This window comes from Salsipaludibacter albus (genome assembly GCF_019798055.1).
Classification (GTDB): Bacteria; Actinomycetota; Nitriliruptoria; order Nitriliruptorales; family Nitriliruptoraceae; genus Salsipaludibacter; species Salsipaludibacter albus.
In genome coordinates, this window is the sequence record NZ_JAHOPH010000042.1 from 304 (window position 1) to 20,906 (window position 20,603).

Annotated in this window: 21 protein-coding genes; 16 read left to right on the top strand and 5 right to left on the bottom strand. The window is 72.5% G+C overall.

Annotation, left to right across the window (positions count from 1 at the left end):
* A partial coding sequence (locus KR546_RS19975) for a GNAT family N-acetyltransferase (RefSeq protein ID WP_420804262.1) occupies window positions 1-159 on the top strand: 159 nt, incomplete at its 5' end.
* A 55-nt stretch (window positions 160-214) separates the two neighbouring features.
* Here KR546_RS19975 and KR546_RS17165 read toward each other — a convergent pair.
* Window positions 215-1,804, bottom strand: coding sequence for a pyridoxal phosphate-dependent decarboxylase family protein (locus KR546_RS17165; RefSeq protein WP_238445945.1), 1,590 nt, complete (start codon window positions 1,802-1,804; stop codon window positions 215-217).
* A gap of 41 nt (window positions 1,805-1,845) precedes the next feature.
* Between KR546_RS17165 and KR546_RS17170 the strand changes: the two genes are divergently transcribed.
* Both KR546_RS17170 and serA read left to right on the top strand, forming a co-directional pair.
* Window positions 1,846-2,292 carry a globin domain-containing protein gene (locus KR546_RS17170; RefSeq protein ID WP_238445946.1) on the top strand — a complete coding sequence of 149 codons (447 nt, stop codon included), beginning with the start codon at window positions 1,846-1,848 and terminating at the stop codon, window positions 2,290-2,292.
* A 149-nt stretch (window positions 2,293-2,441) separates the two neighbouring features.
* On the top strand, window positions 2,442-4,019 hold the full coding sequence (gene serA / locus KR546_RS17175) for a phosphoglycerate dehydrogenase (protein WP_238445947.1): 1,578 nt from the start codon (window positions 2,442-2,444) through the stop codon (window positions 4,017-4,019).
* 16 nt (window positions 4,020-4,035) lie between these two features.
* Here serA and KR546_RS17180 read toward each other — a convergent pair whose 3' ends face one another.
* A complete protein-coding gene (locus KR546_RS17180; RefSeq protein ID WP_238445948.1) occupies window positions 4,036-4,608 on the bottom strand; it encodes a helix-turn-helix transcriptional regulator in 573 nt (190 codons plus the stop codon).
* Between the two features lie 277 nt (window positions 4,609-4,885).
* On the opposite strand from KR546_RS17180, the gene KR546_RS17185 reads away from it, so the two are divergent.
* From KR546_RS17185 to fabI, 11 genes are all read left to right on the top strand, one after another.
* The gene (locus tag KR546_RS17185) at window positions 4,886-7,432 is read left to right on the top strand and encodes an HYR domain-containing protein (protein WP_238445949.1); all 2,547 of its coding nucleotides are present in this window, start codon (window positions 4,886-4,888) and stop codon (window positions 7,430-7,432) included.
* A 233-nt stretch (window positions 7,433-7,665) separates the two neighbouring features.
* Window positions 7,666-8,544 carry an ACP S-malonyltransferase gene (locus KR546_RS17190; RefSeq protein ID WP_238445950.1) on the top strand — a complete coding sequence of 293 codons (879 nt, stop codon included), beginning with the start codon at window positions 7,666-7,668 and terminating at the stop codon, window positions 8,542-8,544.
* A gap of 22 nt (window positions 8,545-8,566) precedes the next feature.
* Window positions 8,567-8,800 (top strand): biotin/lipoyl attachment domain-containing protein, encoded by a 234-nt coding sequence (locus KR546_RS17195; protein WP_238445951.1) that lies wholly within the window; start codon window positions 8,567-8,569, stop codon window positions 8,798-8,800.
* A gap of 5 nt (window positions 8,801-8,805) precedes the next feature.
* Entirely contained in the window at window positions 8,806-9,840 is a 1,035-nt protein-coding gene (locus tag KR546_RS17200) for a beta-ketoacyl-ACP synthase III (RefSeq protein ID WP_238445952.1), read from the top strand.
* Window positions 9,837-10,589, top strand: coding sequence for a 3-oxoacyl-ACP reductase FabG (fabG, locus tag KR546_RS17205; protein ID WP_238445953.1), 753 nt, complete (start codon window positions 9,837-9,839; stop codon window positions 10,587-10,589). Before KR546_RS17200 ends, fabG begins: the two co-directional genes overlap by 4 nt.
* A 108-nt stretch (window positions 10,590-10,697) precedes the next feature.
* The gene (locus tag KR546_RS17210; RefSeq protein ID WP_238445954.1) at window positions 10,698-10,934 is read left to right on the top strand and encodes an acyl carrier protein; all 237 of its coding nucleotides are present in this window, start codon (window positions 10,698-10,700) and stop codon (window positions 10,932-10,934) included.
* A 68-nt stretch (window positions 10,935-11,002) separates the two neighbouring features.
* Window positions 11,003-12,259, top strand: coding sequence for a beta-ketoacyl-[acyl-carrier-protein] synthase family protein (locus tag KR546_RS17215; protein WP_238445955.1), 1,257 nt, complete (start codon window positions 11,003-11,005; stop codon window positions 12,257-12,259).
* Window positions 12,260-12,317: 58 nt separating this feature from the next.
* Window positions 12,318-13,799, top strand: coding sequence for an acyl-CoA carboxylase subunit beta (locus tag KR546_RS17220; protein ID WP_238445956.1), 1,482 nt, complete (start codon window positions 12,318-12,320; stop codon window positions 13,797-13,799).
* Between the two features lie 35 nt (window positions 13,800-13,834).
* On the top strand, window positions 13,835-14,608 hold the full coding sequence (locus KR546_RS17225; protein ID WP_238445957.1) for a lysophospholipid acyltransferase family protein: 774 nt from the start codon (window positions 13,835-13,837) through the stop codon (window positions 14,606-14,608).
* Window positions 14,608-15,003: a 4'-phosphopantetheinyl transferase superfamily protein gene (locus tag KR546_RS17230; RefSeq protein WP_238445973.1), complete on the top strand. Its 396-nt coding sequence runs from the start codon at window positions 14,608-14,610 to the stop codon at window positions 15,001-15,003. The genes KR546_RS17225 and KR546_RS17230 overlap by 1 nt, the downstream gene beginning before the upstream one ends.
* Before the next feature lies 1 nt (window position 15,004).
* Window positions 15,005-15,775 carry an enoyl-ACP reductase FabI gene (gene fabI, locus KR546_RS17235; RefSeq protein ID WP_238445958.1) on the top strand — a complete coding sequence of 257 codons (771 nt, stop codon included), beginning with the start codon at window positions 15,005-15,007 and terminating at the stop codon, window positions 15,773-15,775.
* Between the two features lie 207 nt (window positions 15,776-15,982).
* Here fabI and KR546_RS17240 read toward each other — a convergent pair whose 3' ends face one another.
* From KR546_RS17240 to KR546_RS17250, 3 genes are all read right to left on the bottom strand, one after another.
* Window positions 15,983-16,897, bottom strand: coding sequence for an anti-sigma factor (locus tag KR546_RS17240; RefSeq protein WP_238445959.1), 915 nt, complete (start codon window positions 16,895-16,897; stop codon window positions 15,983-15,985).
* Window positions 16,894-17,472 carry an ECF RNA polymerase sigma factor SigK gene (gene sigK / locus KR546_RS17245; protein ID WP_238445960.1) on the bottom strand — a complete coding sequence of 193 codons (579 nt, stop codon included), beginning with the start codon at window positions 17,470-17,472 and terminating at the stop codon, window positions 16,894-16,896. The genes KR546_RS17240 and sigK overlap by 4 nt, the downstream gene beginning before the upstream one ends.
* A gap of 278 nt (window positions 17,473-17,750) precedes the next feature.
* Window positions 17,751-18,155: a universal stress protein gene (locus KR546_RS17250; RefSeq protein WP_238445961.1), complete on the bottom strand. Its 405-nt coding sequence runs from the start codon at window positions 18,153-18,155 to the stop codon at window positions 17,751-17,753.
* A gap of 289 nt (window positions 18,156-18,444) precedes the next feature.
* Here KR546_RS17250 and pdhA point away from each other — a divergent pair, with 289 nt between their 5' ends.
* Window positions 18,445-19,569, top strand: a complete 1,125-nt coding sequence (pdhA, locus tag KR546_RS17255; protein WP_238445962.1) for a pyruvate dehydrogenase (acetyl-transferring) E1 component subunit alpha — start codon at window positions 18,445-18,447, stop codon at window positions 19,567-19,569.
* Window positions 19,566-20,537 carry an alpha-ketoacid dehydrogenase subunit beta gene (locus KR546_RS17260; RefSeq protein ID WP_238445963.1) on the top strand — a complete coding sequence of 324 codons (972 nt, stop codon included), beginning with the start codon at window positions 19,566-19,568 and terminating at the stop codon, window positions 20,535-20,537. The genes pdhA and KR546_RS17260 overlap by 4 nt, the downstream gene beginning before the upstream one ends.
* The last annotated feature ends 66 nt before the right edge of the window (window positions 20,538-20,603 follow it).

The following is a 20,603-nucleotide window of genomic DNA, read 5'->3' on the forward strand; positions in this document are numbered from 1 at the left end:
CGGGGTGCCCACCGTGCCTTCGCGGTCATCGCGTTGCCCAACGACGCCAGCGTGGCGTTCCACGAGCGGCACGGGTTCGTCCAGCGCGGCGTGCTGACCGAGGCCGGTCGCAAGTTCGAGCGCTGGCTCGACGTGGCCCTGTTCGAGCGCTCCCTGTGACGGCGCGCGTCCGGCGCCACGGCACGGACTGGCGCCGCGGCACGGACCGGTGCGATCAGAGACTGGCGGCGCAGTCCCGGATCGTCTCGAGGAGCAGGTCCAGGTCATGGTGCGTGGTCCGGAAGTTGACCAGCGTCAGGCGGATGCACACCCGGCCGTCGAGCACGGCGGGCGCCAGGTAGACCCGCCCGTCCGCGAGCACCGCCCGGGCCAGCAGCGCGTTGTGGTCGTCGAGCTCCCGGTCGGTCCAGTCGGCACTCTCGGCCGGCACGTGGCGCAGGCACAGCGTGGTCAGCTGGGGGTCGACCAGCAGCTCGAAGTCGTCCGACGTGCGCAGGCGATTCGCCAGGTCCTCGGCCAGCGCGACGGTGTGGTCCAGCCAGCGACGGAACTGGTCCGCACCGTGCGTGCGGAGTGCCAGCCACAGCTTGAGCGACCGCACCGGCCGCGAGTACTCAAGCGTGCGGTCGACGTGGTGGGAGGCGTCCTGGTCGTGGGGGAGGTAGGACTCGGCGTGGCGGAAGGCAGCCTCGAGCGCGCCGGGTCGTGAGACCAGGACCAGCGAGCACGACTTCTGCACGCCCATCCACTTGTGTGCGTCGATCGTCAGGGAGTCGGCCCGGTCCAGCCCGGCGAACAGGGCACGCCGTGACGGGGCGCCGGCCGCCGGTGCGCCGTAGGCACCGTCCACGTGCAGCCACACGTCGTGTCGCCCGCACGCGTCGGCGATCGCGTCGAGCGGGTCGACGGCCCCGGTCAGCGTCGTCCCGGCGGTCGCCACCACGGCCACGGGGACGATGCCGTCGGCCCGGTCCCGTGCGAGCGCGTCCTCCAACAGGTCGACGCGCATCCTGCGGTGGTCGTCGATCTCCACGGTTCGGATGCAGGCGCTGCCGAGTCCACAGACCTCGACGGCCCGGATCACCGAGTGGTGGGCCTCGGCCGACACGTACACCGCGGCCGAACCGGGGACGACCCCGTCGCGGCGCGACCCCGGCAGGGCGTGCTCGCGCGCGGCCAGCAACGCGGTCAGGTTCGAGGTCATGCCACCGGACGTGAAGACGCCGTCGGCGACGGGGAAGCCGACGAACGTCGCCATCCAGCGCATGGCCTGGGTGGCGATGTGCTCCACCGCTCCCGCCGACGCCGCCATGTTCACGTCGTAGGCCGCTCGCAGCGCCTCGGCCAGCACCCCGGCCTCCAGCCCGGTCGAGCCGATGTAGGCGACGAACAGGGGTCGCGACGGCGACACCGAGGCGTCCAGGGCGCGGGCCGCGTCGGCCATGGCGTCGGCGCCCGACGAGCCGTCGTCGGGCAGTGGCGCGGTGAACCGCTCGAGGAGGTCGTCGGGCAGGCTGGGCTCGGCCGGGCGGGGCTGGTCGAACGAGCTCCAGGCCCGGCGGAGCTGGCTGACCAGCAGTTCCAGCGCGGCGTCGCGGTCCACCATCGCGACGCTGCCGGGTGGGGTGGTGGCGCCGGACGTCGAGGCGATCGGGTCCCGCGGTGACGGCGTCGCGACGTCGTCGTGACCGTCCTGCGGGGTGGTGTCGGTCGTCGAGGGGTCCATGTCCGGGAAGTCTAGGAGTCGGCCCGTCCAGCGCGCGGCGTCGTCCGGCCATCGCGCATCGGATGTCGGGGTGTCCACCGCTACCGTCGACGGACAGGTCCATCCTCGAAGGATCGCCCGTGCAGCCACCGTTCAACGTCGCCGAGGCCGTCGGCGGGGTCGATGCGTTCCGCCAACTGGTCGACGACTTCTACGACCGCGTCGCGGAGGACCCGCCCCTGCGCGCCGTCTACCCCGACGAGCTCGAGCCCGGCAAGACCCACCTCGCCCTGTTCCTCGCCCAGTACTTCGGTGCCGGTGACGTCTACTCGTCCCTGCACGGCCACCCCCGCCTGCGCATGCGCCATGCGCCGTTCTCGGTCACACGGGACGGAGCGCGCCGGTGGGCGACCCACATGGCTGCTGCGGTGCGGGCGCGCGACTGGCCCGACGACGCCGTCGCGGCGGTGCTCGACTACGTCGCCAAGGCGACGCCCATGATGATCAACACGCTCGACCAGCCGTCGGGTGGCGGGCTGCCGACCGTCACCGACGTCCGAGGCGGGGCCACGGACGGCCCCGACTGAGCCGCTCCCCGGGGCGTCGAGGCCCCGGGCCGCGTCGATGTGCTGCCGGTCAGCGGCGTACGCTCCGTGCCCGCGTCCCCGCCCACCGCCGGTGGCCTCCGGGGGCCCACCATCCACCTCCACCACATGCCCGTGCCAAAGGCCGTGCCGTGCGCATCCTCGTAGCCGACCAGCTCGCCGACGCCGGCGTCACCGCCCTGTCGGACCACCACGACGTCGACGTCCGCACCGGGCGCAGCAAGGACGAGCTGCTCGCCGACGTGGCGGACTACGACGCGATCGTGGTGCGCTCCGCCACGACCATCGACGCCGACGTCATCGCCGCGGCCACCCGGCTGAAGGTGATCGGGCGTGCCGGCGTCGGACTGGACAACGTCGACATCGACGCGGCCACGGAGGCCGGTGTCATCGTCTGCAACGCGCCGACCTCCAACGTGATCTCGGCGGCCGAGCACACGGTCGCGATGATCGCGTCCCTGGCACGCAACATCCCCCAGGCACACCGCGCGCTGACCGCCGGTCGCTGGGAGCGGTCGCGCTGGAAGGGCACCGAGCTGCACGGCAAGACCCTGGGCATCCTCGGCCTGGGTCGCATCGGCAGCCTGGTGGCAGAACGGTGTGCCGCCTTCGGGATGGACCTGGTCGCCTACGACCCGTTCGTGACCCCGGTGCGCGCCGAGCAGGTCGGGGTGACCCTGCTGGACACGGTCGAGGAGGTCCTCGCGGTCGCGGACGTGGTCACGATCCACCTGCCGCGCAACGCCGACACGGTCGGACTGATCGACGCCCGCAGGCTGGCCATGATGAAGCCCAGCGCCTTCGTGGTGAACGTCGCCCGCGGGGGGATCGTCGTCGAGGAGGACCTGGCCGCCGCGTTGTCCGACGAGGTGCTGGCCGGGGCCGCGGTCGACGTGTTCGACACCGAGCCGACCACCGATTCACCCCTGTTCGCCCTCGACAACGTCGTGGTGACACCCCACCTCGGCGCCTCGACGGCCGAGGCCCAGGACAAGGCCGGCGTCCAGGTCGCGGAGTCGGTCAACCTCGCCCTGGACGGCCAGTTCGTCCCGAGCGCCGTCAACGTCGCGGGTGGCCCGATCGACACCCGGTTCCAGGGCTACCTGGAACTGGGCGAGGTGCTCGGGCGGCTGTTCGGTGGGCTGTCGGGCGGCCTGGGTCGCGAGGTCGCGATCGAGTACCTCGGCGGGCTCGCGGAGGTGGACACGACCGTCGTCGGGCTGAGCGTCCTGAAGGGCCTGCTCGGCTCCGGGGCGACCCAGCCCGTGACCTTCGTCAATGCGCCGGCGATCGCCCGTGAACGTGGCCTGCACCTGCGCGAGACCACCGACACGCAGTCGCCGCTGTACCTGTCGCTGTTGCGCGTGTCGGGCACCGACCGGGAGGGCCGCGAGGTGCAGGTGGCCGGCACGGTCCTGCCCTCGAGCGGCCGGCTGCGCTTCGTCGAGGTGTGGAACACCGCCCTGGACGTCGAGCCCGCCGAGCGGATGGCGTTCTTCCGCTACCGCGACCGTCCCGGCGTCATGGGCACGGTCGGGACGATCCTGGGTGAGGAGGGCGTGAACATCGCCTCCGCGCAGGTCGGACGACTCGACGACGACCGCGCCGTGATCGCGCTGTCACTGGACGACGAGGTCACGACCGCCGCCATGGACCGCATCGCGGAGCAGATCGGCGCCGACGAGCACCGCTCGGTCTCGCTGCAGTAGCGCGCCCGGGCCGCGGTCAGTCGCGACTCGACAGCGCCAGCAGGGCCAGCTCGCGCCGGTCGTGGAGGTCGGCCTTGCGCAGCACGTTGCGGACGTGCGTGCCGGCGGTGGCAGGGGAGATCACCAACTGGTCGGCGATGTCCCGATCGCTCATCACGCCCTGCACCAGCAGGTCCACGACCTCGCGCTCGCGCCGGGTGAGGTCCAGTTCGTCCATGCCGCCGCCGTCCACCAGTCGCTCCGACAGCGTGCTCGCCACGCGGTCGGCACGCGCCAGCGAGCCCCCGACCCGGCGCAGGACCAGCCAGGCCGTCACGCCGAGTGCCGAGGCCAGCAGGGCCTGCACGAACACCCACTCCGAGCCGACCAGGGCGTCGACCCGGCCCGGCACCAGCTCCAGCCGGGCGGCGACCAGCAGCAGGCGGGTCAGGGCCGACAGGACGAAGGCGGTCGCGACGGCCGCCATGACCCACAGCAACGGGCGGATCCGGTCCGACTCCTCGCGCCGGGCGGCCAGCACCGCCCAGGTCGCCAGGGTGCCGAACAGCACGAGGTTGACCAGCACTGCCGCGAACACGGCCGTCACCATCGTCGACTCCCCACGTCCGTGCCGATCCCACCGCCGAGGGTCGGACCGACTGCCCCGAGGGTGGGACCGTACCGCCGTGCGTCCCGGGGGACCCCGGACCTCCGTCCCGCTCTACCGGGTCCCGGTAGACGGGTTTCCCGGCCCTGAGCAGGGGATCTACCGGATCTCGGCATGGCGGGGGTGAAGCCCTCCGGGGTCCACTGGTGTCTCACCGCGACCGGCACGATCCGGGCCCGCCCGGGTCCCGCCGTCGCGACCACGAGGGGACTCCACGACCATGACCGACCCACGACTCGATCGACGGCGTCACGCCATCGGACGTCCGGCGCGACTCGTCGCCGCCGCCGTCTGCCTGGTGCTCGCCACCTCCACCCTGGCCGCCGCCGACGACCTGGTCGCCGACGGGGACGGGCTCACCCCGGTGGCCGCGAAGTCGCTGGACTTCGGCACCGTGTGCGTGGGCTCCACGACCACCAAGCCCGTCGCCCTGGCGATCAGCAAGAAGGGCGGTGCCGGCAACGGCAACCGCTACCCCGACGGCGCGTCGGTCGCCGTCACGCGGACGTCCGTGGTGGCGCCACTCGCCGCGTCGGCCACGGTCGGCACGATCCGGATCCCCACCAACTGGTCGGCCGCTGCCGACGGCACGATGACGCCGGCCGTCACGTCCTCGGTGACCCTGACGGCGGGCGCCGCCGGCACCGTGTCGTCCACGATCAGCTACCAGGCGGACACCGTCGGGGACGGCCCGACGAAGTCCGTGGACCTGCCGGTCACCGCGTCCGTGGTGTCCTGTGACACCACGCCGCCGACCCTGCTGCTGCCCGCCGACCGCGTGGTCGAGGCGACCGGCCCGGCCGGTGCCAGCGTGTCGTGGACGGCGACCGCCACCGACACGGCACCCGCGTCCCCGGCCGTGACCTGCCTGCCGACGTCGGGTTCGACGTTCGCACTCGGGGAGAGCACGGTCACCTGCCGGGCGACCGACGCCGCGGGCAACACCGCCACCGGCTCGTTCCGGGTCACCGTGGTCGACACCACCGCCCCGGTCCTGTCCGGCGCGCCGGTCGTCGGCACCGTCGAGGCCACCGGACCCGCCGGCGCCCTCGTCACCTTCACGTCACCCACGGCCAGCGACCTGGTCGACGGCACCCGGCCCGTGACCTGCGTGCCACCCTCGGGCACCACGTTCGCGCTGGGGGACACCACGGTCACCTGCACCGCAACGGACACCCGGGGCAACGAGGGCTCGGTGACCGCCGTCGTGCGTGTCGCCGACACGACCGCCCCCGTCCAGGTCCTGCCCGCCGAGGTCATCACCGAGGCCACCGGCCCGGACGGCGCGGACGTCGACTGGACCGCGTCCGCCGGCGACACCGTCGACGGCGCGGTCACCCCGTCCTGCGACCCGGTCGCCGGATCCCGCTTCGCCCTGGGCTCGACCACCGTGACCTGCACCAGCACCGACGCGAGCGGCAACGCCACCGAGGGCTCCTTCCCGGTGCACGTGGTCGACACGACGGCGCCGACCCTCGAACTGCCCGCCGACCGTGCCGTCGAGGGCGACACCCTCGGTGGCGCGGACGTGACCCTTCCCGGTGCGACCGCGACCGACCTGGTCGACGGTGACGTCGAGGTCGACTGTGACGTGGCCGACGGCTTCCTCGCCCTGGGCGAGCACGTCGTGACCTGCTCGGCGACGGATGCGGCCGGCAACGTGGCGTCCGGTTCGTGGACGATCACCGTCGTCGACACGACCGCGCCGGCACTGACCCTGCCCGCAGACCAGCGCGTGGAGGCACAGGGCCCCGACGGTGCGTCCGTGCAGCTCGGTGCGGCCAGCGCCGTCGACATCGTCGACGGTGACCTGGCGGTCACGTGTGACCGGGCCGACGGCGTGTTCGCCCTGGGCGTGACCGAGGTGGCGTGCCACGCCACGGACGCCAGTGGCAACACGGCGACGGGCTCGGTCCGCATCGAGGTCGTGGACACGACCGGACCCTCCATCGACGCGCCCGACCGCGTGGTCGAGGCGACCGGTCCCGACGGAGCCCCCGTCACCTGGTCCGTGTCCGCCTCCGACCTGGTGGACGGCGCGGTCGCCGTCACCTGCGACGCGACGAGCGGGGCGACCTTCCCGCTGGGGTCGTCGACGGTGTCGTGCGACGCCGTCGACGCCGCCGGCAACACCACGACCATGTCCTTCGCGGTCCTCGTCCGCGACACCACCGCACCGGTGCTCCAGGTCCCCGCACTGCTGACCTCGGCGCCGACCGGCCCACGGGGCGCCACCGTGACCGTCGGGGGCACCGCCCACGACCTGGTCAGCGGCGACCTTCCGGTGACCTGCACCGGACCGGCCGACGGCGTGTTCGGGTTCGGTGACACGACCGTCACGTGCTCGGCCGTCGACGCCGCCGGCAACCGCGCGACCGCGAACGTCGTCGTGCGGGTCACCGGCTTCACCCGGGCCGGCTTCCACCAGCCCGTGGACATGGGCACCGCCACCGCCCCCGTCGTCAACACCGTCAAGGGTGGGTCGACCGTGCCGCTGAAGTTCGAGCTGTTCGGCCGTGACGGTGTCGAGATGACGTCGACCGACGTCGTGACCGGCACCAGCGCCACGCGCACCTCCTGCACGACCGGCATCGCCGAGGACGCCATCGAGGCCACGGCGACCGGGGGGACCAGCCTGCGCTGGGACGCCACCGGCGGCCAGTTCATCCACAACTGGCAGACCCCGAAGCAGGCCGGCACGTGCTGGACGGTGACCGTGTCCTTCACCGACGGCACGAGCCTGTCGGCGCGCTTCAAGCTCAAGTAGCACGACCGATCGACGTTTCGCGCGCTCCCCGCACCGCGGGGAGCGCGCGTCTCGTTCAGGCCCCTGCGCCTGCGTGTCGGGGGGTCCGGCGCACGGATCCGGGGGTGCGGGGGTCGTTGGTCGGGGCCGGTGGCTTGCATCTTGTTGACACGCGTGTCAACATTGACACTGATGTCAAGTTCAAGTCGCCATCCCGGGGACGAGGACCGCTGGCAGCCGCCCAGCGGCCAGACATGGCCGCGGTGTGGGCCGACGACCCCGCCGGTGACGCCTTCGACCAGGTCGGATCGGCCTTCGACGGTGACCTGCGCACGCTGGCCGACGACGCCGACGCGTGCGCCGCGTCCACGGCGCTGGCCCAGCCCGCGATCATGGCCGCCTCGCTCGCGGCGTTCGACGCACTGGCCGCCGCCGACGTCCACCCCGACGTCGTGGCCGGTCACAGCCTGGGCGAGGTCACCGCGGCCACGGCCGCCGGCGTGCTCGACCGAGCCAGCGGAGCCCGGCTGGTGACGGAGCGTGGGCGCGCCATGGGCGAGGCCTGCGCTGCGTCCCCCGGGACGATGGCGGCCGTGCTGCGTCTCGACGTGGACGTCGTCGCCGAGCTGGTCGACCGAGTTCCCGACGCGGCCGTGGCCAACAACAACGCCCCCGGCCAGGTCGTCGTGGCCGGACCGCCACCCGCGGTCCAGCAGGTCGTCGAACTGGCCGAGGAGGCCGGCGGTCGCGTCCGCATGCTGGACGTCGAGGGAGCCTTCCACTCCGCGGCCATGGCCCCGGCGGTCGCGCCGGTCCGTGACGTCCTGGAGGCGGCCGACCTGCACGATCCCGGCCCGACCTTCCTGTCCGGCCTCGACGGGGGCGAGCGGTCCCGTGGCCGGGACGTCGCGGACAGCCTGGTCGAGGGGATCCTCGCACCGGTGCGCTGGGTCGACGTCCAGCACGCGCTGGTGGCCCACGACGTCGACCTGCTCGTCGAATGCGGCCCCGGCGGGATCCTCGCCGGGTGTGCCAAGCGCACCATCCGGGACGTCACCTGCCTCGGCGTCGCGTCGCCCGCCGACGTGACCGCCGTCGTCGAGCACCTCGCCCACGAACACAGCCCCGCCTGAGACCCCCACCAGGAGAAGGACCATGATCCCCATCCCGTCCTGCACCGTCGTGACCGCCCCGGTCGACGGCCGCATCCGCCGCCTCGCCGACGAGGGCACCGACGTCACCGCCGGTGACGTCGTCGCCACCGTGGAGTCCGGCGGACGCGACATCGAGATCCGGTCGCCCAAGGGTGGTCGCATCGCCGGCGCGCTGGCCGCCCTGACCCAGCCCGTCATGGCCGGCGACGGCGTCCTCTGGCTGGCACGGGCCTGATCGACATGGCATCCCCCCTCGCCGAACCGGCCACCAGGTCCACGGACCGCCTCCCGGGCTCGCTGCCCATGGGCGTGCTCGGCCTGGGCCACTACCTGCCCGACGAGGTCGTCACCAACGACGACCTGTCCGAGGTGCTGGACACCAGTGACGAGTGGATCCGGACCCGGACCGGCATCCAGCAGCGCCACCGCCTCGCGCCCGAGGACGCCACCTCCGACCTCGCCACCCGTGCGGCCCGCCGGGCACTGGACGACGCCGGGCTCGAGGCGGGCGACATCGGCCAGATCCTGGTCGCGACCACGACCCCCGACTACCCCATCTCGGCGGTGGCCCCCATCGTGGCCGACAACCTGGGCGTGCTGGTCCCGGCACTCGACGTCAACGCCGCCTGCTCGGGCTTCCTGTACGGCCTGCGCACCGCCGCGGGCCTGCTCGCCACGGGCACCGGTCCGGTCCTGCTGATCGGCGCCGAGGCACTGACCCGCGTCGTCGACCCCGGTGACCGCAACGTCGCCGTGCTGTTCGGTGACGGCGCCGGTGCAGTCGTGCTGGGCATGGACGACGACGGATCGCTGGGGCCCTTCGACCTCGGCGCGGACGGGTCGGATCCCTCGTCGCTGTACACCCCGGTCGGCGGGACCCGTGAGCCCACCACCGACGACAACGTCGGCGAGCGACGCCACTTCCTCACGATGCGGGGCCGCGAGATCTACCGTTTCGCCGTCGCCAACATGACCGCGTCGTCCCAGACCGTGCTCCGCGACGCCGGCCTCACCCCCGACGACATCGACCTGTTCGTCGGCCACCAGGCCAACCTCCGGATCCTCGACGCCGTGGCCGCCAAGGTCGGGATCCCGGCCGAGCGGTGCCACACGACCGTCCACCTGCACGGCAACACCTCGGCCGCCTCGATCCCCCTGGCCCTGGCCCACGCCCGCGACGCCGGGCGGCTCCACGCCGGCGACCGGGTCCTGCTGACCGCCTTCGGGGCCGGCCTGACCTGGGGGTCGTGCCTGCTGACCTGGAGCGGTGCATGAGTGGGGCTCCCCGGCCCGACGGCGCCCCCGAGGATCCCGTCGCCCTCGTGACCGGGGGCAGTGGCGGCATCGGGGCGGCGATCAGTCGTGCACTCGCGGCCGACGGCAACCACGTGCTGGTCGGCTACCGGGGCAACGCCGACGCCGCCCACGAGGTCGCCGCCGACTGTGCCGACGCGACCGCCGTCCAGGTCGACGTGGGCGACCCCGAGTCCATCACCGCTGCCGTGGCGGCCGCGACCGACGTCGGGACCCTGGCCGTGGTGGTCAACAACGCCGGCATCGCCGACGACGACCTGCTGCTGCGGCTGGACGCGGACCGCATCGACCGGACCCTGCAGGTCAACCTGCGCGGTGCCATGCTGACCACCAAGGCTGCCGTGCGCCCGATGATGCGGGCCCGCTACGGCCGGATCGTCAACATCTCGTCGATCGTGGCCCTGCGTGGCAACGCCGGCCAGAGCCTCTACGCGGCCGCGAAGGCCGGGCTGATCGGCTTCACCAAGTCCACGGCCCGCGAGGTCGCGCGCAAGGGCGTGACCGTCAACGCGGTCGCCCCCGGGTTCGTCGACACCGCGATGACCGCCGAGCTGGGTGACGGCGCGCGGGAGGCCCTGCGCGACCTCGCCCCGATCGGCCGTGCCGTCCACGCCGACGAGGTCGCCGCCGCCGTCGCCTTCCTGGCCTCGCCGGCCGCGGCCGCCATCACCGGCGCGGTGCTGCCCGTCGACGGCGGTGCCGCGATCTGACGGCCGAACGACCACCCCTGACCCACCGACGACCACCCACCCCAACCACCACCCTGTCACCCGGCGGCCCCGCCGCCGACCCGATCCCAACCCCTGAGGAGCATCTCCATGTCCGACGACATCATGGCCACCTTCACCGAGATCCTGACCGAGGACTTCGACATCCCCGCCGACGAGGTCACCCGCGACGCCAGCTTCGAGGGGCTCGGTCTCGACTCCCTCGACGTGGTCGACCTGACCCTGGCCCTGGAGGAGAAGACCGGCATCACCCTGGAGGATGACGAGCTCGAGGACGTCGTGACCGTCGGCGACGCCGTCGACCTCGCGGCCAGCAAGCAGGAGTGACCCGGGTCGGGTCACCCGACCCGCGCGAACCCCGAGGGCCCATCCCGACCGACACGAAGGACGGCACCATGACCGACGTCGTGATCACCGGACGCGGCATCATCTGCCCCGCCGGGCGCGGGGTCGCCGACGCCTGGCAGGGCATCCTGTCGGCCAAGTCGGCGGCCGCACCGCACCCGACGTTCACCACTGACGACACCCCGGTGACCCTGGTCTGCCAGGCACCGGAGTTCGACCCGGACGCCGAGTTCGGCCGTGGCACCAGCCGGCGGCTCGACCGCTACACCCACCTCGCCATGGTGGCCGCCGCGGAGGCCCTGGCCGACGCCGGCCTGCTGGCTGACGGTGACGACGCCGCGTTCGGCGGCGGCCTGGTCGACGAGGTCGACCGCGACCGGGTGGGCATGCTGCTCGGGTCGGGGATCGGGGGGGCCGAGACGTGGGCCAGCGAGTACCCCAACTACCTCGAGCGTGGGCCACGCCGGGTCAGCCCGATGTTCATCCCCAAGATGCTGTCCAACACGGCGGCGGGTGTCCTGTCGATGCGCAGTGGCGCTCGTGGCCCGAACATGACCGTCAACACGGCCTGCGCCGCCGGTGCGTCGGCGATGCACATCGGCCGGGACCTGATCCGGTCGGGCCAGGCCGACCTCGTCATCGCCGGTGGTGTGGAAGCCGGCATCACGGGCCTGGCGATGTCGGCGTTCGCCCAGATGGGTGCGCTGACCAAGAACGACGACCCCGGCTCGGCCTCCCGCCCCTTCGACGTCGATCGTGACGGGTTCGTGATGGGCGAGGGCGCCGGCATCGTGGTGCTCGAGCGCGCGGCCGATGCCGAGGCGCGTGGTGCGACGATCCACGGCCGGCTGGTCGGTGCGGGCGCGTCCGCCGACGCCCACCACATGACCGCGCCGCCCGAGGACGGTGGCGGGGCGATCCTGTCGATGCAGCGAGCGCTCGCCGATGCCGGGTTCGACCCCGGTGACATCGACCACATCAACGCCCACGGCACGTCCACGCCGCTCAACGACAAGACCGAGGCCAGGGCGGTCCGCGAGGTGTTCGGCGACCACCGTCCCGCGCTCGCCTCGACCAAGGGCGTGACCGGCCACCTGCTGGGCGCGGCCGGGGCCGTGGAGGCGATCTTCGCCCTGCAGTCCATCGCCACGGACACCGTGCCCGCCACGGCCAACACCGCGACCGTCGACCCCGAGATCGACGCCGACGTCGTCATCGACGCGGCGAGGTCGCAGCCGGTGGGTGCGGTCATGAGCAACTCGTTCGGGTTCGGCGGCCAGAACGCCAGCCTGGTCTTCACCGCCTGAGCCACCATCCACGACCCACCCCCGTCACCGACCCGTTGCCGATCCAGGAGCCCCACCCGTGAGCGACGTCCCCGCCGCCGAGGCACCCGCCGTCGACCCCGCGGCGCTCAAGGCCGGTGACAACGCCCGGGCACGACTCGAACGACTCCTGGACCAGGGCAGCTTCCTCGAGCTCGGTTCACGCCGACGCCACCGCGCCTCGGCGTTCGGGCTGGACACGCGCCGCCCCGACTCCGACGGCGTCGTGGCGGGCACCGGGCGGATCGGGTCCCGCCCGGTCAACGTCTACGCCCAGGACCGACGGGTGCTGGGCGGCTCGCTGGGGGAGGCCCACGCCGACAAGATCGCCCGCACCATCCACAAGGCGGTCAAGGGTGGCGTGCCGGTCGTCGGCGTCAACGACTCCGGTGGCGCCCGCATCCAGGAGGGCGTGGCCGCGCTCGACGGCTACGGCCAGGTGTTCTCGGCCAACGTCGCCGCGTCGGGTCGCGTACCCCAGATCGCGCTGATCCTCGGGCCGTGCGCCGGCGGCGCCGTCTACTCGCCGGCCCTGATGGACTTCGTCGTGATGAGCGACGAGGCCTACATGTTCCTGACCGGACCGCGGGTCGTGAAGGCGGTCACCGGCGAGGAGGTCGACGCCCGGGGGCTCGGTGGTCCGGAGGTCCACGCCGGTCGCTCCGGGGTGTGCCACTTCGTGGTCCAGGACGACGAGGAGGCCTTCGCGCTGACCCGGCGGCTGCTGGACTTCCTGCCACGCTCGGCGGCTGCCCCGACGCCCAGCGTGCCGGCCCAGCCGCCCGCCGACGTCGACCTCGACGAGGTCGTCCCGACCGAGGGTCGGGTGCCCTACGACGTCCGTGACGTCATCGCCGGACTGGTCGACGCCGGCGACTTCCTCGAGGTCCAGCCGAAGTGGGCGCCCAACCTGGTGATCGGCTTCGCCCGCATCGACGGCGAGACGGTCGGGATCGTCGCCAACCAGGCCAAGTGGCTCGCCGGAGTGCTCGACCTCACCGCCTCCGAGAAGGGGGCCCGGTTCGTGCGATTCTGCGACGCGTTCGGGATCCCGCTGGTCGTGCTGGTCGACGTGCCGGGGTTCCTGCCCGGCACGGCACAGGAGTACAACGGCGTGATCCGCAAGGGCGCCAAGCTCCTGCACGCCTTCACGTCTGCGACCGTCCCGCGCGTCACCGTCGTCATGCGCAAGGCGTTCGGCGGTTCCTACATCGTGATGAACTCGCGATCACTGGGCGCCGACGCGGTGCTCGCCTGGCCACATGCCGAACTGGCGGTGATGGGGGCCGAGGGTGCCGCCGACGTCATCTTCCGCCGCCAGATCGAGGAGGACCCAAGCCGCCGCGACGACCTGATCGACGCCTACCGGAGCGAGGCCATGCAGGTCGACCTGGCCGCTCGCCGGGGCTCCGTGGACGAGATCATCGAGCCCAACGAGACCCGTCGTGCGCTGGTCACCCTCCTGGGTTCCCTGCGGGGTGGCCGCGAGCCGGGTTACGTTCACGACAACCTCCCGCAGTGAGTGGGTGGGCATCGTCGAGCAGGTCAGGACCAGTGGTGGGCAGGCGTGGTGGTGGGGCGGAGCCCGCCGACGAGCCCTCGGGCGAGACCTCCGACGGCCCCTCGGGCGCCGCATCCGATGGTGTCGAGGTCGACACCGTGGTGCCCGGCGCCCGGTCCCTGGCCCGGGCCGTGGTCCGTCCCACCCTGCGGGCGTGGCTCGGACTCCAGGTCCGTGACGAGCACCACGTCCCGCCGACCGGCGCCGTGCTGATCGCGTCGACCCACGCCTCGCATGCCGACTCGATGGCCCTGGGGGCAGCCCTGCAGCGGCCGGTCTACTTCCTGGGCGACGAACGACTGGAGGCCTGGCCCGTGCTCGGGCCGCTGCTGCCCAAGCTGGGCATGGTCGGGGTCAGGCGTGGCCAGGCGGACACCCACGCGCTGTCGATGATCGGGGCACTGCTCGATCGCGGTGAGGCCGTCGTGGTCTACCCGGAGGGCTCGCGTTCACGGGACGGTCGGGTCTACCGGCCACGGTCCGGCGTCTCGCGCCTGGCCGCCGAGGCCGCCGTCCCGGTCGTCCCGGCGGCCGTGGTCGGAACGTACGAGGTGTGGCCCACCGGTTCGAAGCCGCGCTGGCAGGGGGGGAGCGTGTCGATCCGGTTCGGCCCCCAGATCGCCCCACCGGAGCCCACGCCCGCGTCGCGTCGCCGGTTCAACCGCCACCTCCAGGAGGTCCTGGCCGAGCTCTCCGGTGCCGACGCCGCTGACGAGTTCGCCCCCGTGGGCGGCCCCGAGGGCACCGACCCCGGTCCGGACCGGCCGTGATGCGGGTCGGTTGCGACATCGTCGACCTGGCCCGGTTCCAGGCCAGCCTCGCCCGCCGATCCGGCATGCGCGACCGCCTGTTCACCGCGGTCGAGCAGGAGGACGCCCGCCGTGGCGGGGTGACGGCCGGCTCCGACGTCGAGCTGGAACGACTCGCCGCCCGCTTCGCCGCCAAGGAGGCCGCCCGCAAGGCGCTGGGGGACCTTCGGCTGGGCTTCCACGCCACCGAGGTCCGTCGCGAGCCCGACGGGAGCCCACGGCTGTGGATCGACGGCGCACCGAGCGACCTGTCGGTCTCGATGAGCCACGACGGTGGCGTCGCCATGGCCGTCGTCGTCGGACCGCCGTCCGCCCCGTACGACCCTGCCCAATCCTCCCCAGACACGAGAGGCTGACATGCTCCTCGACGGCAAGAAGATCCTCGTCACCGGTGTGCTCGATCCCCGGTCGATCGCCTTCCAGGCCGCCCGCCTGGCCCAGGAGGAGGGCGCCGAGATCGTCCTCACCGGGTTCGGCCGCGGCCGCAAGCTCACCGAGCGAAGCGCCAAGCGGCTCCCGGAGCGGCCCGACGTGCTCGAGCTCGACGTGACCAACCCCGACGACGTCGAAGCGGTCGTCGCCGAGCTCACCGAGCGCTGGGGCCGGGTGGACGGGATCGTGCACGCGATCGGGTTCGCCCCCGCATCGTGCCTGGGGGAGGACTTCCTCGAGGCGCCGTGGGAGGACGTCGCGACGGCCCTGCAGGTGTCGACCTACTCGCTGGCCGTGCTGGCCCGTGCGTTCCGCCCGCTGATGGTCGCCGCGGACGGCGCATCGATGGTCGGGCTGGACTTCGACGCCACCGTGGCCTGGCCCGGCTACAACTGGATGGGCGTGGCCAAGGCCGGCCTGGAGTCGCTGTCCCGGTACCTCGCGCGTGAGCTGGGGCCGGACGGGATCCGGGTCAACCTCATCGCAGCCGGACCGCTCAACACCATGGCGGCTCGGTCGATCGACGGCTTCTCGCAGTTCGACGAGGTGTGGGGTGCGCGTGCGGCCCTGCCGTGGGACCTGCGTGACGCCGAGCCGGTCGGGCGCAACATCGTCGCCCTGCTGAGCGACTGGACGCCGGCGGTCACCGGCGAGATCCTCCACGTCGACGGCGGCGTCCACGCCATGGGCGCCTGACCTCGCTCCGCGCCTGACCTCGCTCCGCTCGGTCAGGTTTCAAGAACTCGCTCCGCGCCTGACGCTCGCTTCGCTCGGTCAGGTTTCAAGAACTCGCTCCGCTCGTTCTTGGCCTGGCTTCCGAGGCAGGAAGACCAGCCTGTCGAGCGTGAAGGGATCCTGCAGGTTGTTGCACGAACGGGTCACGCTCGGGCGGGGGGTGCGGACTCAGGTGGCGAAGGCGACCAGGGGGTCGGAGGTGGGCTGGTCGGAGCCGCCGGACGGCTCGGCGGTCACGCCGACGATCGCGCCCTCGGGCACCGGGATCTCCAGCAGGGTCGGCGTGGTCGGGTCCTCGACCAGGCCGGCCGAGGTCGCGCCGGAGTCGTCGATCACCCACATCTGCAGCACCTGGTCCTCGCCGGGTGCCGACAGGGCGCCGGGTGCGAACACTGCCCGGCCCTGGTCCGCGGACAGGATCAGTGACGAGCCCGTCTCGTTGATCAGTTCGGCGTCCGGGGCGTTGAGCACGGAGGTGACCTGCGCGGCCACGGCCTCGCGGTCCTGCAACTGGCTGTCGAGCGCCACGACCTGCTGGTCGAGGTCGCCGACCTGGCCGGACAGGTCGTCCACCTGGCCACTGAGGTCGCCCGCCCACACGCCCAGGGCGCCGGCGACCAGCACGAGGGCGGCTGCGATGCCGGTCAGGATGCGGGTCGTCGAACGGGCCCGTCGGTAGTCCGCCAGGGGGACGACCTGCGCCATCGGCTCGGCCTGGTCGGCTCGCGCGTCGTGGTCCTCCGGTGGCGGATCGGTGGCGTCGGGTCGGATCGACACGACGGTGGAGGATTCCCCCTCGTCGGGGTCGGCGCCGTTGGTGGCACCGGTCGCGCCGGCCGTGGGGGCGGCGACCTGCTCGAGGTCGGTGATGGCGTCCAGCACCGACGCCCGCAGCTCGGGTGGCGGGGCGGTCTCGGTCATGCCGGCAAGGTCCGCGGTCACTTCCTGCAGTGACGCGACCTCCTCGGTGCAGGCCGCGCAGGTCGCCAGGTGCGCCTCGAACGCCGTCGCCTCGTCGGGCGGCAGGGCGTCGAGCGCATACACGGCGGCGAGGTCGTGCACGGCGGCGGTGTCGTCGTTCATGTCGCCACCTCCAACGCGTCTCGCAGCCTGATCATGCCGTCACGCATCCGTGTCTTGATCGTGCCCAGGGGCACGTCGAGCCGTTCGGACACCTCGCGGTAGGTCATCCCGTCGAAGTAGGCCAGCTCGATGGCCTGTCGTTGCAGGTCGGTCAGGACGTCGAGGGCCCGTCGAACCTGCGCATGCTCGTCACTCATGGTGACCGCCTCCGACACGTCGTCGAAGGGTCGCTGGGCGTCCTCCCGACGTCCGACCACGTCGGCCCGGTCCCGGGCCGACTGCTCGCGACGCACGGTGTCCACGGCGCGACGATGGGCCAGGGTGAGGATCCAGGCAACCGCGTTGCCACGCTCCGGGTCGAAGCGGGGCGCGGTCCGCCACAGCTCGGTGAGCACGTCCTGCGTGGTGTCCCGGGACAGTGTCGGATCCCGCACGACCTTCTTCACGAGCCCGAAGACGCGGGGCACGAACCGGTCGTAGAGGATCTCGAAGGCCTCCCGATCGCCCTGGCCAGTGCGGACCAGCAACGCGTCGACGGAGTCGTCCACCGGCTCGAGGCGGCCGGACTCGGTCACCGGGGCTCCTCGAGATCGACGGACGGGTCAGTGGGGTGCCCGTGAGCGTACGGGCGGGGTGGCCGGTGGTCGTGCAGGGCCGGCCGTCACCAGTGAACCAGCCTGCTGCCCGTGGGGGAAGCAGGTCGGTGGGGTCGGTGGTCGTGTCGACGCGGGCATGCATGGTGATCCCGCCTCCTCGCGATGTCCGGCCCCGTTCGTCGCATGGTCGGTGGTGGTTCGCCGGAGGAGGCGGTGCGGATTGGTCGCGGTCGGTGACCGGGTGGACCGGGGTCGGTCTAGTCCCGGGGTGGCTTGACCGCCAGCACGGGGCAGTCGGCCTGCAGGATGATGTCCTGGGAGTTGGAGCCCAACAAGAGCTTGCCGACGGGGGAGCGTCGCCGGATCCCGATGACCAGCAGGTCGACGTCCTCGTCGTGGGCGGTCTGGAGCAGGTCCTCGGCCGGGCTGCCACCGCGGGCGTAGCGCTTGACCTCGTGCGGGACCCCCCGCGCCGCCAGGTCGTCGGTGACGGCCTCCAGTGCGCGGTCGTACTCGTGCACGACCTCGGCCTCGTCACGCTCACCACCACGCATCGAGTGGACGATGACGAGTGTGCCGCCGCGCTGCTCGACCTCGGCGATGGCCGCCTCGAGGGCGGCCCGCCCCTCGTCGGAACGCAGGTAGCCGACGGCGATGCGCATGCGGAGACCCTTCGGTGTGCGAGACCGGGCGTGTCCGGTCCGGACGCCGAGTCTAGGCACGTCGGCGACGCCGAAGGGCCGGTACGGGTACCTGCGAGCACCTGCGTGCCCGAACGACCCCACGCGAACTCGCCGTGGCCAGTAGTGTTGGAGGTGTGGGGTCGTGCCGGGTGTCGCCCGGTGACGCGGCCCGTGCGGACGACGATCTCGTCCACGGCCCACGGACCCCGAAGTCCCTTCGCCTCGCTGGCGATCCCGGCGTGCGACGACGATTGTCAAGGAGCCTGACGTGGGCGCGAGCCAACCCGCGGGGGATGTCGATCCCTCCACCCTGCTGCCACCGGCCGAGCCGGTCCACCTGCTGGACCCGGACGGCACGTACCACGAGGACCCGGACCACCCGGTCGACCTCGACGACGACCAGTTGCGGATGCTGTACCGCCACATGGTCGTCACCCGGAAGGTCGACCGCGAGGCGATCAACCTCCAGCGCCAGGGCCAGCTGGGCGTGTACGCCTCGTTGCTGGGCCAGGAGGCGGCACAGGTCGGCGGCGCGTTCGCGCTGTCCGAGGAGGACTGGGTCTTCCCGTCCTACCGCGAGATGGGCGCGGCGGTCACCCGGGGCGTGGACACCGGCAAGATGCTGCACCTGTTCCGCGGGACGTGGCTGAGCGACCACGATCCCTACGAGCACCACTTCGCGCTGTACTCGATCCCGATCGGGACCCAGGCGCTGCACGCCGCCGGCTTCGCCATGGGCGCGAAGTTCGACGACAACCCGATCGTCACGATGGCCTACTTCGGGGATGGGGCCACCTCCGAGGGCGACCCGCACGAGGCGATGACCTTCGCGGGCGTGTTCAAGGCCCCGGTCGTGTTCTTCGTCCAGAACAACCAGTGGGCGATCTCGGTGCCGCTGGACCAGCAGACCGCGGCGCCGACGCTGGCCCACAAGGCGGTCGGCTACGGCATGCCGGGTCACCACTGCGACGGCAACGACGTCCTGGCCACCTATGCCGTGACCCGCAAGGCCGTCGACCGTGCCCGCAGCGGTGCCGGTCCGGCCCTGATCGAGGCGCTGACGTATCGCATGGAGGCGCACACCACCTCCGACGACCCGAGCCGCTACCGCACCAGGCAGGAAGAGGAGGAGGCAGCCAAGACCGACCCGATCGTGCGCTACAAGCTCTTCCTCGAGAAGGAGGGCCTGCTGGACGCCGACCTGGGCGAGCAGGTCGAGGCCGAGGCCGCTGCCGAGGCCACGCGGATGCGCGACGAGATCTACGAGGCCCCGCACGGCGACCCGATGGAGCTGTTCGAGCACGTCTACGTCGACGACACCGGCCACTTCGAGCGCCAGCGCGAGGTGCTGGCCACCGAACTGGCCGCGCGCGACGGGGAGGTGTCGGCATGACGGTCACGCTCGCGCAGGCCATCAACCGCGGCATCCACGATGCCATGGAGGCCGACGACCGGGTGCTCATGTTCGGCGAGGACGTCGGCAAGCTCGGCGGGGTGTTCCGGGTCACCGACACCCTCCAGGAGACCTTCGGGACCGACCGTGTCTACGACACGCCGCTGGCCGAGTCCGGCATCATCGGCACCGCGATCGGGCTGGCCATGTACGGCTTCCGCCCGGTCGCCGAGATGCAGTTCGACGGCTTCGCCTACCCCGCGTTCGAGCAGTTCACGTCCCACCTCGCCAAGATGCGCAACCGCTCCCGGGGCCGGGTCAAGCTGCCGGTCACGGTCCGGATCCCGTTCGGCGGTGGCATCGGGGCGGTCGAGCACCACTCCGAGTCGCCCGAGACCTACTGGGCCCACACGGCCGGACTGAAGGTCGTGTCGCCCGGCACCGTGGCGGACGGCTACGCGATGACCCGCGCCGCCATCGCCGCCGACGACCCCGTGATCGTGCTCGAGCCCAAGCGTCGCTACTGGATGAAGGACGACCTCGAGCTGCCGGTGACGACCGAGCCGCTCCACAAGGCGGTCGTGCGACGCCCTGGCACCGACGTGACGGTCGTGGCCTACGGGCCGATGCTCAAGACCGCCATGGAGGCGGCCGACGCCGCCGAGGAGGAGGGCTGGTCACTGGAGGTCGTCGACCTGCGCTCGCTGTCGCCGATCGACACCGACACGCTGGTCGCGTCGCTGCAGCGGACCGGGCGCATGGTCGTGGTGCACGAGGCCGCCCAGTCGCTGGGCCCGGCGGCCGAGATCGCCGCGCGGATGCAGCAGGAGGCCTTCTACCACCTGGAGGCACCGATCCTGCGGGCCACCGGCTACGACACGCCCTACCCGCCCGCCATGCTCGAGGAGTTCTGGTTGCCCGACGTGGACCGGATCCTCGACCGGGTCGAGGAAGCACTGGACTACTGACGATTGAGCCGAGTCCGCAAGGCGGGGTTTGCCTTGTGAGCGAGGCGATTGAAGGCAATGAGTCGC

Bases quoted from the DNA above. Each gene is read 5' to 3' on its own strand.
- KR546_RS17180 (WP_238445948.1), bottom strand. From the start codon at position 4,608: ATGGTGACGGCCGTGTTCGCGGCAGTGCTGGTCAACCTCGTGCTGTTC.
- KR546_RS17185 (WP_238445949.1), top strand. From the start codon at position 4,886: ATGACCGACCCACGACTCGATCGACGGCGTCACGCCATCGGACGTCCG.
- KR546_RS17190 (WP_238445950.1), top strand. From the start codon at position 7,666: ATGGCCGCGGTGTGGGCCGACGACCCCGCCGGTGACGCCTTCGACCAG.
- KR546_RS17195 (WP_238445951.1), top strand. From the start codon at position 8,567: ATGATCCCCATCCCGTCCTGCACCGTCGTGACCGCCCCGGTCGACGGC.
- KR546_RS17200 (WP_238445952.1), top strand. From the start codon at position 8,806: ATGGCATCCCCCCTCGCCGAACCGGCCACCAGGTCCACGGACCGCCTC.
- fabG (WP_238445953.1), top strand. From the start codon at position 9,837: ATGAGTGGGGCTCCCCGGCCCGACGGCGCCCCCGAGGATCCCGTCGCC.
- KR546_RS17210 (WP_238445954.1), top strand. From the start codon at position 10,698: ATGTCCGACGACATCATGGCCACCTTCACCGAGATCCTGACCGAGGAC.
- KR546_RS17215 (WP_238445955.1), top strand. From the start codon at position 11,003: ATGACCGACGTCGTGATCACCGGACGCGGCATCATCTGCCCCGCCGGG.
- KR546_RS17230 (WP_238445973.1), top strand. From the start codon at position 14,608: ATGCGGGTCGGTTGCGACATCGTCGACCTGGCCCGGTTCCAGGCCAGC.
- fabI (WP_238445958.1), top strand. From the start codon at position 15,005: ATGCTCCTCGACGGCAAGAAGATCCTCGTCACCGGTGTGCTCGATCCC.
- KR546_RS17240 (WP_238445959.1), bottom strand. From the start codon at position 16,897: ATGAACGACGACACCGCCGCCGTGCACGACCTCGCCGCCGTGTATGCG.
- KR546_RS17250 (WP_238445961.1), bottom strand. From the start codon at position 18,155: ATGCGCATCGCCGTCGGCTACCTGCGTTCCGACGAGGGGCGGGCCGCC.
- KR546_RS17260 (WP_238445963.1), top strand. From the start codon at position 19,566: ATGACGGTCACGCTCGCGCAGGCCATCAACCGCGGCATCCACGATGCC.